Below are 15,048 nucleotides of genomic sequence, written 5' to 3'. Positions count from 1 at the left end.
CACATAGCAAAGGGCATCTGCAATAGAGCTCGTAAATTGCGCCTGAACTGGTAGACACACTTGATCGCTTCTGGCCGATTGCTGCCGGTTGTATTCGTGCGGCAACGTTCGAGATCGGCGCTAATGAAAGCTTCGACATGACGTAAGTGGACTGCACACTAAAAGTATCCATCAGGTTTCAGCAGACTTGATTGGCATGCAACCCAATAGCGACGGGGATTGGCGACTCTCGCCAAGTGCTGCCCTTCATGGAGCATCCCAAGGTCATGAATAGTTGGAAAGCGCCAGGAGAAAGGCGGTTTGCAGCCAGACCGGCATGGCTGGAGGCTCCATCTGAGAGGTGTGTAAAGCCTGATGGATGCCTGGTGAGACAGAAAGGGCCGCCCACTGGTGGGGCGCCCATTGATCCGACCGGCTTGGCGGCAAGCACGACGGGCTATATTCTCGGCGCCCGATTTCTACCCGCCTTCCGCCTGAAGCGAGAGTCCTTCCATGCAGTGCCGTATTGGCTGTGGCGCCTGTTGCATGGCGCCGTCGATTTCCTCACCCATTCCCGGCATGCCCGATGGCAAGCCAGCGGGCGTACGTTGCGTGCAACTGGATGAGCGCAACCTCTGCAAGCTGTTCGGCGATGCGCGGCGGCCGGCCGTCTGCGCCGCGTTCGACGCCGATCCGGAGGCCTGCGGCCAGAGCAATGAACAGGCGCTGCAGATCCTCACCGAATGGGAGCGGATCACCGCGGCCTGAGTGACTTGGAGGTCACGTTTTTAGGGGCCATACTGACGCCCGTCCCGCTCAAGACCGCGGATTACGAAGGGCACCCTTGCCCGATAAACCAAGAATAAAGAGAGGTAAGACGATGCGTGGTGTATTGCGTATGACCCTGGTGGCCACTGCCGTGATGGGGCTGACCGGAACCGCGATGGCGGAAGACTGGCAGCTGGCCAAGGACGAGGATGGCGTCAAGGTCTACCTGAGCAGCGTGCCGGGCTCCAAATACAAGGCTTACCGCGGCATCGTCGACATCAAGGCCGATGTGGCGACCATCAACGCGCTGCAGGAAGACGTCAAGGGCTCCTGCAAGTGGATCCACGCCTGCGGTGAGATGCGTCTGCTGAAGAGCGAAGGCACCGACTCCTGGACCTACTCGAAGATCGACATGCCCTGGCCGGTCACCGGCCGTGACGTGGTGATCCACGTGACCACCGAGAAGACCGCCGACGGCGGCCTGATCCGCCACCTGAAGGCCGAGCCGACCTATATGCCGGAAGAGAAGGGCGAGATCCGCGTACCGAAGCTGGTGGGCGAGTGGAAGCTGGTGCCCAAGGCCGGTGGCATGACCGAGGTGACCTACCAGGTGCAGACCGAGCCGGGCGGCAGCATTCCGTCCTGGCTGGCCAACAGCTTCGTGGTCGATGCGCCGATGAACACCCTGAAGGGCCTGCGCAGCGCTGCCGAGAAGAAGTAAACGCTGTTTGCCCTGACGACAAAGGCCGCCTTCGGGCGGTCTTTTTCATGGGCGATGTTTTCGTAGGCGCAACTGCTAGTTGGGCTATTCGCTGCGCTCACCCTTCGGGCCGCACTGAGGTGCGTTCAGCGCAAGCGCTGTCCCGCGTTCGCGGGAGTGAGGTTGTCGTGTAGCACTCCGCACATGTCATCCCCGCGAACGGGGGGACCCAGCAGAAAAGCGCTGGCAATAAAAAAGGCTGCCGAAGCAGCCTTTTTTATTCGCACCGAAGCGCTTAGCGGGCCTTGAGGTCCACGAAGTCGCGCTGCGCGCTGCCGGTGTACAGCTGGCGCGGACGGCCGATCTTGTACGGACCGGAGAGCATTTCCTGCCAGTGCGAGATCCAGCCCACGGTACGTGCCAGGGCGAAGATCACGGTGAACATGCTGGTCGGAATGCCGATGGCCTTCAGGATGATGCCGGAGTAGAAGTCCACGTTCGGGTAGAGGTTGCGCTCCACGAAGTAGGGGTCGTGGCGGGCGATCTCTTCCAGCTTCATGGCCAGTTCCAGTTGCGGGTCGTTGATACCCAGCTCCTGGAGAACTTCGTCGCAGGTCTGCTTCATGACCTTGGCGCGCGGGTCGAAGTTCTTGTACACGCGGTGGCCGAAGCCCATCAGCTTGAACGGATCATTCTTGTCCTTGGCCTTGGCCACGAACTTCTCGATGTTCGAAACGTCACCGATCTCGTCCAGCATGCGCAGTACGGCTTCGTTCGCGCCACCGTGGGCCGGGCCCCACAGGGCGGCGATGCCGGAGGCGATGCAGGCGAACGGGTTGGCACCCGAGGAGCCCGCCAGGCGCACGGTGGAGGTGGAAGCGTTCTGCTCGTGGTCGGCGTGCAGGATGAAGATGCGGTCCATGGCCTTGGCCAGCACAGGGCTGATCGGCTTGGTCTCGCAAGGAGTGTTGAACATCATATGCAGGAAGTTCTCTGCATAGTTCAGATCGTTGCGCGGATACATCATCGGCTCGCCCTTGGAGTACTTGTACACCATGGCGGCAATGGTCGGCATCTTGGCGATCAGACGATGCGCCGAGACTTCCCGGTGCTTCGGATTATTGATGTCCAGGGAGTCGTGATAGAAGGCGGAGAGGGCACCGATCACGCCGCACATTACGGCCATCGGGTGCGCATCACGGCGGAAGCCGTTGAAGAAGGTCTTCAGCTGCTCATGAACCATGGTGTGGTTCTTGATGGTGCTGACGAACTGTTCCTTCTGCTCGGCGGTGGGCAGTTCGCCCTTGAGCAGCAGGTAGCAGGTTTCCAGGTAGTCGGACTTCTCGGCGAGCTGTTCGATCGGGTAGCCGCGGTGCAGCAGGATGCCCTTGTCACCATCGATATAGGTGATCTTCGACTCGCAGGAGGCGGTGGACATGAAACCGGGGTCGAAAGTGAAGTGGCCGGTGGAGGTCAGGCCGCGAACATCGACAACGTCGGGACCCAGCGTGCCGGAGAGGACAGGCAGTTCGACGGGGGCAGCGCCCTCGATGATCAACTGCGCTTTTTTGTCAGCCATGTAGGCCTCCTATTTATGCTTGAAATCATCTGTACGACCCCCCACGCAGGGCCCGCACCACTATAGAGAGATAAATCCGAATGTCAATTTGCACAATCGGACTAGATCGGCTCCTCCAAGCCTCTGTTTTGGCGAAAAAAATTGCCTGTTTACGCCTTTTAGGGGGGTGCGGCAATTAGTCCTTAGGTGGAGGTCTTTCCGTTGTCATTAGGGGCCTAACTGTCTATACTCGGCGACCAGCCGCCAAGGGCCGTCCGGCCTTGCTTGATTGGTGGTTGTCACTCCCGAAGGTGATGGGTACCTGACAAGTGCACCTCCCGACAACTAGCCCTGCTTCTAAGGGGCTCTCAGTGTGAAAAAAGCCGTGAATAGCAAACGACCTGTAAACCTAGACCTAAGGACCATCCAACTCCCTGTCACCGCTTACACGTCCATTCTCCACCGCATCTCTGGCGTCATCCTGTTCGTGGGCATTGCCGTGCTGCTGTTCGCACTCGACAAGTCCCTCGCATCGGAAGACAGCTTCGAGCAGGTGAAGGCGTGTCTGGCCAGCCCGTTGGCCAAACTGGTGATCTGGGGCCTGCTGTCTGCGCTGCTGTACCACCTGGTAGCCGGTGTTCGTCACCTCGTCATGGACGCAGGTGTCGGTGAAACGCTGGAAGGCGGTAAGCGTGGTTCGAAAATCGTCATCGCCATTGCTCTGGTGCTGATCGTTCTGGCGGGGGTCTGGGTATGGTAACTAACGTCACTAACTTCTCGCGTTCCGGCCTCTATGACTGGATGGCTCAACGCGTTTCCGCGGTCGTTCTCGCGGCTTATGTTCTGTTCCTGCTGGGTTACCTGATCTCGCATCCGGGCATCTCGTACGCGGAGTGGCACGGTCTGTTCTCTCACAGCCTGATGAAGATCTTCAGCCTGTTGACGCTGGTTGCCCTGAGCGTGCACGCATGGGTCGGCATGTGGACCATCACTACCGACTACCTGACTCCGATGGCCCTCGGCAAAGCCGCGACCATCGTACGTTTCCTCGTCCAGGCAGTATGCGGCATGGCCATGTTCGCATTCTTCGTCTGGGGTGTGCAGATTCTCTGGGGTAACTGATCCATGGCTAGCAACCGTACTCTTTCTTTCGACGCCATCATCGTTGGTGGCGGCGGCGCCGGCATGCGCGCTGCGCTGCAACTGGCCCAGGGCGGCCACAAGACTGCCGTGGTGACCAAGGTCTTCCCGACCCGTTCGCACACCGTATCCGCCCAAGGCGGCATCACCTGCGCCATCGCTTCGTCCGACCCGAACGACGATTGGCGCTGGCACATGTACGACACCGTCAAGGGCTCCGACTACATCGGTGACCAGGACGCGATCGAATACATGTGCTCCGTCGGCCCGGAAGCCGTGTTCGAGCTGGAACACATGGGGCTGCCGTTCTCCCGCACCGAGCAGGGCCGCATCTACCAGCGTCCGTTCGGTGGCCAGTCCAAGGACTTCGGCAAGGGCGGCCAGGCTGCCCGTACCTGCGCCGCGGCTGACCGTACCGGTCACGCGCTGCTGCACACCCTCTATCAGGCCAACCTGAAGAGCGGTACTTCCTTCCTTAATGAGTGGTACGCGGTCGATCTGGTGAAGAACCAGGACGGTCACGTAGTCGGTATCATCGCCATCTGCATCGAGACCGGCGAAACCGTCTACATCCGCTCCAAGGCCGTGGTACTGGCCACTGGCGGTGCCGGCCGTATCTACGCCTCCACCACCAACGCCCTGATCAACACCGGCGACGGCGTGGGCATGGCCCTGCGTGCTGGCGTACCGGTCCAGGACATCGAAATGTGGCAGTTCCACCCGACCGGCATCGCCGGCGCCGGTGTACTGGTCACCGAAGGCTGCCGTGGTGAAGGTGGTTACCTGATCAACGCCCATGGCGAGCGCTTCATGGAGCGTTACGCTCCGAACGCCAAAGACCTGGCCGGCCGCGACGTGGTTGCCCGTTCCATGGTTAAAGAAGTGATCGCCGGCAACGGCGTGGGCCCGAACAAGGACCACGTACTGCTGAAGCTCGACCACCTCGGCGAGGAAGTTCTGCACAGCCGCCTGCCCGGCATCTGCGAACTGTCCAAGACCTTCGCCCACGTCGACCCGGTTGTCGCTCCGATCCCGGTTATTCCGACCTGCCACTACATGATGGGCGGCGTTGCCACCAACATTCATGGCCAGGCCCTGACCATGGACGCCAACGGCAACGACCAGATCGTCGAAGGTCTGTTCGCGGTCGGTGAAGTGGCTTGCGTATCGGTACACGGCGCCAACCGCCTGGGCGGCAACTCGCTGCTCGACCTGGTGGTCTTCGGCCGCGCAACCGGTCTGCACTTGGAAAAGGCCCTGAAAGAGGGTATCGAGCACCGCGGCGCCACCGAGAGCGACCTGGAAGCTTCGTACAAGCGCCTGAACGGCGTGAACGAGCGCACCAGCGGCGAAGAAGTCGCCCCGCTCAAGCGCGAGCTGCAATCGTGCATGCAGAACTACTTCGGTGTATTCCGTACCGGCGAATACATGCAGAAGGGCATCGCTCAACTGGCTGAACTGCGCGAGCGTATCGCGAACGTCAAGATCAACGACAAGAGCCAGGCTTTCAACACCGCGCGTATCGAAGCGCTGGAACTGCAGAACCTCCTCGAAGTGGCCGAAGCCACTGCGATCGCCGCCGAGCATCGCAAAGAGTCCCGCGGCGCCCACGCCCGCGAAGACTTCGAGGAGCGCGATGACGAAAACTGGCTGTGCCACACCCTGTACTTCCCGGGTGAGAAGCGCGTTGCCAAGCGTGCCGTCAACTTCGCGCCGAAGACTGTTCCGGCATTCGAACCCAAGGTTCGTACTTACTAAGGGTGCCCGCCATGTTGCAAGTGAGTGTTTACCGCTACAACCCTGAGAAGGACGCTGCACCTTATATGCAGGACTTCCAGGTCGATACCGACGGCAAGGACATCATGGTCCTGGACGTGCTGGCGCTGATCAAGGAACAGGACGAGGGCTTCTCCTACCGTCGCTCCTGCCGTGAAGGCGTCTGTGGTTCCGACGGCATGAACATGAATGGCAAGAACGGCCTGGCCTGCATCACTCCGCTGTCGGCCGTGGGCCTGAAGGGCGGCAAGCTGGTGCTGCGTCCGCTGCCGGGCCTGCCGGTGATCCGTGACCTCGTCGTCGATATGAGCATCTTCTACAAGCAATACGAGAAGGTGAAGCCGTTCCTGCAGAACGATACTCCGGCCCCGGCCATCGAGCGTCTGCAGACCCCGGAAGAGCGCGAGAAGCTGGACGGTCTGTACGAGTGCATCCTGTGCGCCTGCTGCTCGACCTCCTGCCCGTCCTTCTGGTGGAACCCCGACAAGTTCCTCGGTCCCGCTGCGCTGCTGCAGGCCTACCGTTTCCTGGCCGACAGCCGCGACACCAAGACCGAAGAGCGTCTGGCTTCGCTGGATGACCCGTTCAGCGTATTCCGCTGCCGCGGGATCATGAACTGCGTGAACGTCTGCCCGAAGGGTCTGAACCCGACCAAGGCAATCGGCCACGTACGTAACATGCTGCTGCAAAGCGGCACCTGATTCGCGGCCCAAGCCACGAGTCACTGCAAGAGCAACACCTGCGCCGCCGGAACAATCCGGCGGTGCAGTACTGCGGACCCAAGCCCACAAAGCGGGGGTCCTGACTTGAAAACGTATATATGACCAGCAGGGGCATCCGGGGTGGTACCCGGACTATCTGCGGGAATCGGTGGCTAGAAGTCGCTGTGTATGACTTCAAGCCAATGATTTCATCAGGTGGAGTCCCCTTACCGAGGGTGACCAAGCATGCACGAAAGCGTAATGCAGCGGATGTGGAACAGTGCCCATCTATCCGGTGGTAACGCTGCCTACGTCGAAGAGCTCTACGAGCTCTACCTGCACGACCCGAACGCTGTGCCAGAAGAGTGGCGCACGTACTTCCAGAAGCTCCCCGCCGACGGCAATCCCGCTCCCGACGTCTCGCATTCCTCTATCCGTGATCATTTCGTTCTCCTGGCCAAGAACCAGCGCCGCGCTGCGCCTGTTTCCGCTGGCAGCGTAAGCACCGAGCACGAGAAAAAGCAGGTTGAAGTCCTGCGCCTGATCCTGGCATACCGGCTGCGTGGACATCAGGCGGCATCGCTTGATCCGCTGGGTCTCTGGGTACGTACCGCTCCCTCCGATCTGTCGCTCGAACACTACGGGCTTACTGCTGCAGACCTCGACACTACTTTCCGTACCGGTGAACTCTACATCGGCAAGGAAGAAGCGACCCTGCGTGAAATCCTCGATGCGCTGAAGCAGACCTACTGCAGCACCATCGGCGCCGAGTTCATGCACATCGTCGATTCCGAGCAACGCCACTGGTTCGCCCAGCGCCTGGAAAGTGTGCGCGGCCGTCCGGCGTATTCCGCCGACGCCCGTTCCCACCTGCTCGAGCGTCTGACCGCTGCCGAAGGCCTGGAGAAGTACCTGGGCACCAAGTACCCGGGCACCAAGCGTTTCGGTCTGGAAGGCGGCGAGAGCCTGATTCCGATGGTCGACGAGATCATCCAGCGCTCCGGCTCCTACGGCGTGAAGGAAATCGTCATCGGCATGGCCCACCGTGGCCGTCTGAACGTCCTGGTCAACACCCTGGGCAAGAACCCGCGCGAGCTCTTCGACGAGTTCGAAGGCAAGAAGCTGGTCCAGCTGGGTTCGGGCGACGTGAAGTACCACCAGGGCTTCTCCTCCAACGTCATGACCAGCGGCGGCGAAGTCCACCTGGCCCTGGCGTTCAACCCCTCGCACCTGGAAATCGTATCCCCGGTGGTCGAGGGCTCGGTACGCGCTCGCCAGGACCGTCGCAAAGACGGCAGCGGCGACAAGGTCGTGCCGATCTCCATCCACGGCGATGCCGCCTTCGCGGGGCAGGGCGTGGTCATGGAGACCTTCCAGATGTCGCAGACCCGTGCTTACAAGACGGGCGGCACCATCCACATCGTGATCAACAACCAGGTCGGCTTCACCACCAGCCGTCAGGACGATGCTCGTTCCACCGAGTACGCGACCGACGTGGCGAAGATGATCCAGGCGCCGATCTTCCACGTGAACGGTGACGATCCGGAAGCTGTGCTGTTCGTGACCCAGCTGGCTGTCGACTACCGCATGCAGTTCAAGCGTGATGTGGTCATCGACCTGCTCTGCTACCGTCGTCGCGGCCACAACGAGGCCGACGAGCCGAGCGGCACCCAGCCGCTGATGTACCAGCAGATCGCCAAGCAGCGCACCACCCGTGAGCTGTATGCCGACTCGCTGATCGCAGCCGGCGTGCAGACCACCGAGCAGGCCCAGGAAAAGGTCGACGAATACCGCGACGCCCTGGACAACGGCCTGCACGTGGTGAAGAGCCTGGTCAAGGAGCCCAACAAGGAGCTCTTCGTCGACTGGCGTCCGTACGTGGGCCATGCCTGGACCGCGCGTCACGACACTCGCTTCGATCTGAAGACCCTGCAGGAACTCTCCACCAAGTTGCTGGAGACTCCGGACGGCTTCGTCATGCAGCGTCAGGTGCAGAAGATCTACGAAGACCGCGCCAAGATGGCTGCCGGCGGCATGCCGATCAACTGGGGCTTCGCCGAGAACCTGGCCTACGCCACCCTGCTGTTCGAAGGTCACCCGGTGCGCATGACCGGTCAGGACGTCGGCCGCGGTACCTTCTCGCACCGCCACGCGGCGCTGCACAACCAGAAGGACGATTCGGTCTACATCCCGCTGGCTCACCTGTTCGACGGTCAGCCGCGCGTCAGCCTGTACGACTCCTATCTCTCGGAAGAAGCGGTACTGGCTTTCGAATACGGCTACGCCACCACCATGCCGAACGCGCTGGTGACCTGGGAAGCCCAGTTCGGTGACTTCGCCAACGGTGCGCAGGTCGTGATCGACCAGTTCATCACCAGCGGCGAGACCAAGTGGCAGCGCCTCTGCGGCCTGACCATGCTGCTGCCGCATGGCTATGAAGGCCAGGGCCCGGAGCACTCCTCCGCGCGTCTGGAGCGTTACCTGCAACTGTGCGCCGAGCAGAACATCCAGGTCTGCGTGCCGACTACTCCGGCCCAGGTCTACCACATGCTGCGCCGTCAGGTGATCCGTCCGCTGCGCAAGCCGCTGATCGTGATGACTCCGAAGTCGCTGCTGCGTCACAAGCTGGCCATCTCGACCCTGGAAGATCTGGCCAACGGCTCGTTCCAGACTGTGATCGGCGAGATCGACAACCTGGATCCGAAGAAGGTCGAGCGCATCGTGCTGTGCAGCGGCAAGGTGTACTACGACCTGCTGGAGAAGCGCCGTGCCGAAGGTCGCGACAACATCGCGATCGTTCGTCTCGAGCAGCTGTATCCGTTCCCGGAGGACGATCTGGCCGAGGTACTGTCGCAGTACAAGAACCTCAAGCACATCGTCTGGTGCCAGGAAGAGCCGATGAACCAGGGTGCCTGGTTCTGCTCGCAGCACCACATGCGTCGTGTCATCGCCGCGCACAAGAAAGGTCTCAACCTGGAATACGCGGGCCGCGAAGGCTCGGCAGCTCCGGCTTGCGGCTACGCTTCGATGCACGCCGAGCAGCAGGAAAAACTGCTGCAGGACGCCTTCACCGTTTAACGCCAACGCGCAGTTGATACCGAATTTAAGGAAACACACATAATGGCTATCGAAATCAAAGCCCCAACCTTCCCGGAATCGGTTGCCGACGGCACCGTTGCAACCTGGCACAAGAAGGTCGGTGACGCCGTCAAGCGTGACGAGCTGATCGTCGACATCGAAACCGACAAGGTCGTGATCGAAGTGCTCGCCGAGGCTGACGGAGTACTGGCTGAGATCGTCAAGGCTGAAGGCGACACCGTTCTCTCCAACGAACTGCTGGGCAAGCTGAGCGAAGGCGGTGCTGCCGCTGCCGCTCCGGCTGCTGCCGCAGCTCCGGCTGCCGCCCCGGCCGCCGCTGCCCCGGCTGCTGCCGCTGACGACAACATCCTGTCGCCGGCCGCCCGCAAGCTCGCCGAAGAAAACGGCATCAACCCCAACAGCCTGGCCGGCACCGGCAAAGGCGGTCGTGTCACCAAGGAAGACGTGGTGGCCGCCGTTGAAGCCAAGAAGAACGCCCCGGCTGCCGCTCCGGTCGCCAAGGCTGCCGCCCCGGCTGCCGAGGCTCCGGTCTTCGCCGCTGGCGACCGCGTCGAGAAGCGCGTACCGATGACCCGCCTGCGCGCCAAGGTCGCCGAGCGTCTGGTCGAAGCTCAGTCTTCCATGGCCATGCTGACTACCTTCAACGAAGTCAACATGAAGCCGATCATGGACCTGCGCAACAAGTACAAGGACCTGTTCGAGAAGAAGCACAACGGCGTTCGCCTGGGCTTCATGTCCTTCTTCGTCAAGGCCGCCACCGAAGCCCTGAAGCGCTTCCCGGGCGTCAACGCCTCGATCGACGGCAACGACATCGTCTACCACGGCTACCAGGACATCGGTGTGGCAGTTTCCAGCGACCGCGGTCTGGTCGTTCCGGTTCTGCGTAACGCCGAGTTCATGAGCCTGGCCGAGATCGAGAACGGCATCGCCACCTTCGGCAAGAAAGCCAAAGACGGCAAGCTGTCCATCGAAGACATGACCGGTGGTACTTTCACCATTTCCAACGGTGGCGTATTCGGTTCCCTGCTGTCGACTCCGATCGTCAACCCGCCGCAGACCGCCATCCTCGGCATGCACAAGATCCAGGAGCGCCCGATGGCCGTTAACGGCCAAGTGGTCATCCTGCCGATGATGTACCTGGCGCTGTCCTACGATCACCGGATGATCGATGGCAAGGAAGCGGTGAGCTTCCTGGTCACCATGAAGGATCTGCTGGAAGATCCGGCTCGCCTGCTGCTGGACGTCTGATACGTCAGTTCACACGACGGCCCCGTACTACACGACGGCCCCGCGAGGGGCCGTCCGCTTCACCGGAATAAGGATTGAGACATGAGCCAGAAATTCGACGTGGTTGTGATTGGTGCAGGCCCCGGCGGCTACGTAGCTGCCATCCGTGCCGCCCAACTCGGCCTGAAGACCGCTTGCATCGAGAAGTACATCGGTAAAGAGGGCAAGGTTGCCCTCGGCGGTACCTGCCTGAACGTAGGCTGCATTCCGTCCAAGGCACTGCTGGACAGCTCCTGGAAGTACAAGGAAGCCAAAGAGGGCTTCGAGGTCCACGGTATCTCCACCGGCGGCGTGAAGATGGACGTTCCGGCGATGGTTGCCCGCAAGGCCAACATCGTCAAGAACCTGACCGGCGGCATCGCCACCCTGTTCAAGGCCAACGGCGTGACCTCCTTCGAAGGCCACGGCAAGGTCCTGGCCAACAAGCAGGTCGAAGTGACCGGCCTGGACGGCAAGACCCAGGTTCTGGAAGCCGACAACATCATCATCGCTTCGGGCTCCAAGCCGGTAGAAATCCCGCCGGCCCCGCTGACCGACGACGTGATCGTCGACTCCACCGGCGCCCTGGAATTCCAGAGCGTACCGAAGAAGCTGGGCGTGATCGGCGCTGGCGTCATCGGTCTGGAACTGGGTTCGGTCTGGGCTCGCCTGGGTGCTGAAGTCACCGTTCTGGAAGCCCTGGACAAGTTCCTCCCGGCTGCCGACGAGCAGGTCGCCAAGGAAGCCCTGAAGGTCCTGACCAAGCAAGGTCTGAACATCCGCCTTGGCGCTCGCGTCACCGGTTCGGACGTGAAGAAGAAGCAAGTCACCGTGACCTTCACCGACGCCAACGGCGAGCAGAAGGAAACCTTCGACAAGCTGATCGTGGCCGTGGGCCGTCGCCCGGTGACCACCGACCTGCTGGCCGCCGACAGCGGCGTGACCCTGGACGAGCGTGGCTTCATCTACGTCGACGACCACTGCAAGACCAGCGTTCCGGGCGTCTACGCCATCGGTGACGTGGTCCGTGGCGCCATGCTGGCGCACAAGGCCTCGGAAGAAGGCGTGATGGTTGCCGAGCGCATCGCCGGCCACAAGGCCCAGATGAACTACGACCTGATTCCGTCGGTGATCTACACCCACCCGGAAATCGCATGGGTCGGCAAGACCGAGCAGCAGCTCAAGGGTGAAGGCGTCGAAGTCAACGTCGGTACCTTCCCGTTCGCCGCCAGCGGCCGCGCCATGGCTGCCAACGACACCACCGGCCTGGTCAAGGTCATCGCCGATGCCAAGACCGACCGCGTACTGGGCGTCCATGTGATCGGCCCGAGCGCCGCCGAGCTGGTTCAGCAGGGCGCGATCGGCATGGAATTCGGCACCAGTGCCGAAGACCTGGGCATGATGGTCTTCTCCCACCCGACTCTGTCCGAAGCGCTGCACGAAGCGGCCCTGGCAGTGAATGGCCACGCCATCCACATCGCCAACCGCAAGAAGCGCTAAGGAACGGGACCACGGCGGGGAGGGCGGCAGTCTTTTGCGAGGGGCTGCCTCCGACTTGCCGGATCGTTTCTCCCCTGAGGGGGACTCGGTCACAGGTGGCGCGGTGCCACGAGCGCCGCGCCTTATGCGCAATACCCAAGACGAAAACGGTAGACAAGCATGAATCTCCACGAATATCAGGGTAAGCAGCTGTTCGCTGAGTACGGCCTGCCCGTATCCAAGGGCTTCGCCGTCGACACACCCGAAGAGGCCGCAGAAGCCTGTGAAAAGATCGGTGGTACCGAGTGGGTCGTTAAGGCCCAGGTACACGCTGGTGGCCGCGGTAAAGCGGGCGGTGTGAAGCTGGTCAAGAGCAAAGAGGACGCCAAGGCGTTCGCCGCCAACTGGCTGGGCAAGCGTCTGGTGACTTACCAGACTGACGCCAACGGCCAGCCGGTCAGCAAGATCCTGGTGGAATCCTGCACCGACATCGACAAGGAGCTGTACCTCGGCGCCGTTGTCGACCGTTCCAGCCGTCGCATCGTCTTCATGGCCTCCACCGAAGGTGGCGTGGACATCGAGAAGGTTGCGCACGAGACCCCTGAGAAGATCCTCAAGGCCACCATCGATCCGCTGGTTGGCGCTCAGCCCTACCAGGGTCGCGAGCTGGCCTTCCAGCTGGGCCTGAAAGGTGACCAGATCAAGCAGTTCACCCACATCTTCGTTGGCCTGGCCAAGCTGTTCCAGGACTACGACCTGGCGCTGCTGGAAGTGAACCCGCTGGTGATCAAGAAAGACGGCAACCTGCACTGCCTGGACGCCAAGATCAACATCGACTCCAACGCCATGTACCGTCAGCCCAAGCTGCGCGCCATGCACGACCCGTCCCAGGACGACGCGCGTGAAGCCCATGCGCAGAAGTGGGAACTGAACTACGTCGCGCTGGAAGGCAACATCGGCTGCATGGTCAACGGCGCTGGCCTGGCCATGGGCACCATGGACATCGTGAACCTGCACGGCGGCAAGCCGGCCAACTTCCTTGACGTTGGTGGCGGTGCGACCAAAGAGCGCGTGACCGAAGCGTTCAAGATCATCCTGTCCGACAGCAACGTCGCTGCCGTTCTGGTGAACATCTTCGGCGGCATCGTTCGCTGCGACATGATTGCCGAAGGCATCATCGGCGCCGTGAAAGAAGTCGGCGTGAAAATCCCGGTTGTCGTTCGTCTGGAAGGCAACAACGCCGACCTCGGCGCCAAGGTCCTGGCCGAAAGCGGTCTGAACATCATCGCGGCGACCAGCCTGACCGACGCTGCCCAGCAAGTCGTCAAGGCCGCGGAGGGTAAGTAATGAGCGTCCTGATCAATAAAGACACCAAAGTCATCTGCCAGGGCTTCACCGGCTCGCAGGGTACCTTCCACTCCGAACAAGCCATCGCCTACGGCACCAAGATGGTTGGCGGCGTGACCCCCGGCAAGGGCGGCACCACCCACCTGGGCCTGCCGGTGTTCAACACCGTCAAGGAAGCCGTGGAAGCTACCGGCGCTGACGCTTCGGTCATCTACGTTCCGGCTCCGTTCTGCAAGGACTCGATCCTGGAAGCGGCATTCGGCGGCATCAAGCTGATCGTCTGCATCACCGAAGGCATCCCGACCATCGACATGCTGGAAGCCAAGGTCAAGTGCGACGAGCTGGGCGTACGCCTGATCGGCCCGAACTGCCCGGGCGTGATCACTCCCGGCGAGTGCAAGATCGGCATCATGCCGGGTCACATCCACCTGCCGGGCAAGGTAGGCATCGTGTCGCGTTCCGGCACCCTGACCTACGAAGCCGTGAAGCAGACCACCGACGCCGGCTTCGGCCAGTCCACCTGCGTGGGCATCGGCGGTGACCCGATCCCGGGCTCCAACTTCATCGACATCCTGAAGCTGTTCCAGGAAGACCCGAAAACCGAAGCCATCGTCATGATCGGCGAAATCGGTGGTTCGGCCGAAGAAGAAGCGGCTGCCTACATCAAGGCCAACGTGACCAAGCCGGTGGTGTCCTACATCGCTGGTGTAACCGCACCGCCTGGCAAGCGCATGGGCCACGCGGGCGCCATCATCTCCGGTGGCAAGGGCACTGCGGACGAGAAGTTCGCTGCCCTGCAGGACGCTGGCGTGAAAACCGTGCGTTCCCTGGCTGACATCGGCAAGGCCCTGGCCGAGCTGACCGGCTGGCCGGTCAAGTAAGCGCCTCGCTTACTGATCGTCCGTCAACAGAGGCCACCTTCGGGTGGCCTCTGTCGTTGCAGCGCCGTCGCAAAACTGTCGCTCAGGCGACATGGCCGATCATTCCGCGGACGACCTGACGTATGTCAGTGCAGTTCATCGGAATAGATCGTTAGGCTAGCAACTATCTGAAGCGTCGCGTTCCCCACAAGGGAAGGCTCGCTCACCGTCATCTCCTACCCGGAAGTGACGGCGATTCCTGACCGTCAAGGATGGCGCGTCACCAACATGCAGGAGCAACCGGGCCACGAGCCCATGGAAAACCTCTGCTATCGGACTTCCAAGAACAAATTTCCGTACCCATGACTGCAGCAT

Annotated in this window: 12 protein-coding genes; 11 read left to right on the top strand and 1 reads right to left on the bottom strand. The window is 61.5% G+C overall.

Annotated elements, in window-relative coordinates:
* Positions 1–492: 492 nt before the first annotated feature.
* Entirely contained in the window at positions 493–747 is a 255-nt protein-coding gene (locus GA645_RS17010) for a YkgJ family cysteine cluster protein (RefSeq protein WP_152224171.1), read from the top strand.
* Between the two features lie 112 nt (positions 748–859).
* Positions 860–1,468, top strand: a complete 609-nt coding sequence (locus GA645_RS17005; protein WP_152224170.1) for an START domain-containing protein — start codon at positions 860–862, stop codon at positions 1,466–1,468.
* Positions 1,469–1,742: 274 nt separating this feature from the next.
* On the opposite strand, the gene gltA is transcribed toward GA645_RS17005, so the two are convergent.
* Complete coding sequence (gene gltA, locus GA645_RS17000) at positions 1,743–3,026, bottom strand: citrate synthase (RefSeq protein WP_152224169.1); 1,284 nt, start codon at positions 3,024–3,026, stop codon at positions 1,743–1,745.
* Positions 3,027–3,378: 352 nt separating this feature from the next.
* Here gltA and sdhC point away from each other — a divergent pair, with 352 nt between their 5' ends.
* The 9 genes from sdhC to sucD all read left to right on the top strand — a co-directional run bounded on the left by sdhC (position 3,379) and on the right by sucD (position 14,694).
* Positions 3,379–3,765, top strand: coding sequence for a succinate dehydrogenase, cytochrome b556 subunit (gene sdhC / locus GA645_RS16995; RefSeq protein ID WP_178119568.1), 387 nt, complete (start codon positions 3,379–3,381; stop codon positions 3,763–3,765).
* On the top strand, positions 3,759–4,127 hold the full coding sequence (sdhD, locus tag GA645_RS16990; RefSeq protein WP_152224168.1) for a succinate dehydrogenase, hydrophobic membrane anchor protein: 369 nt from the start codon (positions 3,759–3,761) through the stop codon (positions 4,125–4,127). Before sdhC ends, sdhD begins: the two co-directional genes overlap by 7 nt.
* Positions 4,128–4,130: 3 nt before the next feature.
* A complete protein-coding gene (gene sdhA, locus GA645_RS16985) occupies positions 4,131–5,903 on the top strand; it encodes a succinate dehydrogenase flavoprotein subunit (protein WP_152224167.1) in 1,773 nt (590 codons plus the stop codon).
* Between the two features lie 11 nt (positions 5,904–5,914).
* Entirely contained in the window at positions 5,915–6,622 is a 708-nt protein-coding gene (locus GA645_RS16980) for a succinate dehydrogenase iron-sulfur subunit (RefSeq protein ID WP_152224166.1), read from the top strand.
* Between the two features lie 246 nt (positions 6,623–6,868).
* Positions 6,869–9,700, top strand: coding sequence for a 2-oxoglutarate dehydrogenase E1 component (locus GA645_RS16975; protein ID WP_152224165.1), 2,832 nt, complete (start codon positions 6,869–6,871; stop codon positions 9,698–9,700).
* Positions 9,701–9,742: 42 nt separating this feature from the next.
* Complete coding sequence (gene odhB, locus GA645_RS16970; RefSeq protein WP_152224164.1) at positions 9,743–10,969, top strand: 2-oxoglutarate dehydrogenase complex dihydrolipoyllysine-residue succinyltransferase; 1,227 nt, start codon at positions 9,743–9,745, stop codon at positions 10,967–10,969.
* A gap of 81 nt (positions 10,970–11,050) precedes the next feature.
* The gene (gene lpdA, locus GA645_RS16965; protein WP_152224163.1) at positions 11,051–12,487 is read left to right on the top strand and encodes a dihydrolipoyl dehydrogenase; all 1,437 of its coding nucleotides are present in this window, start codon (positions 11,051–11,053) and stop codon (positions 12,485–12,487) included.
* 159 nt (positions 12,488–12,646) lie between these two features.
* Complete coding sequence (gene sucC / locus GA645_RS16960; RefSeq protein WP_015477516.1) at positions 12,647–13,813, top strand: ADP-forming succinate--CoA ligase subunit beta; 1,167 nt, start codon at positions 12,647–12,649, stop codon at positions 13,811–13,813.
* A complete protein-coding gene (sucD, locus tag GA645_RS16955) occupies positions 13,813–14,694 on the top strand; it encodes a succinate--CoA ligase subunit alpha (RefSeq protein ID WP_038803160.1) in 882 nt (293 codons plus the stop codon). Before sucC ends, sucD begins: the two co-directional genes overlap by 1 nt.
* The last annotated feature ends 354 nt before the right edge of the window (positions 14,695–15,048 follow it).

This window comes from Pseudomonas sp. SCB32, from assembly GCF_009189165.1.
In the GTDB taxonomy this organism is placed as follows: Bacteria; Pseudomonadota; Gammaproteobacteria; order Pseudomonadales; family Pseudomonadaceae; genus Pseudomonas.
This window is presented reverse-complemented; position numbering and strand designations above follow the sequence as displayed.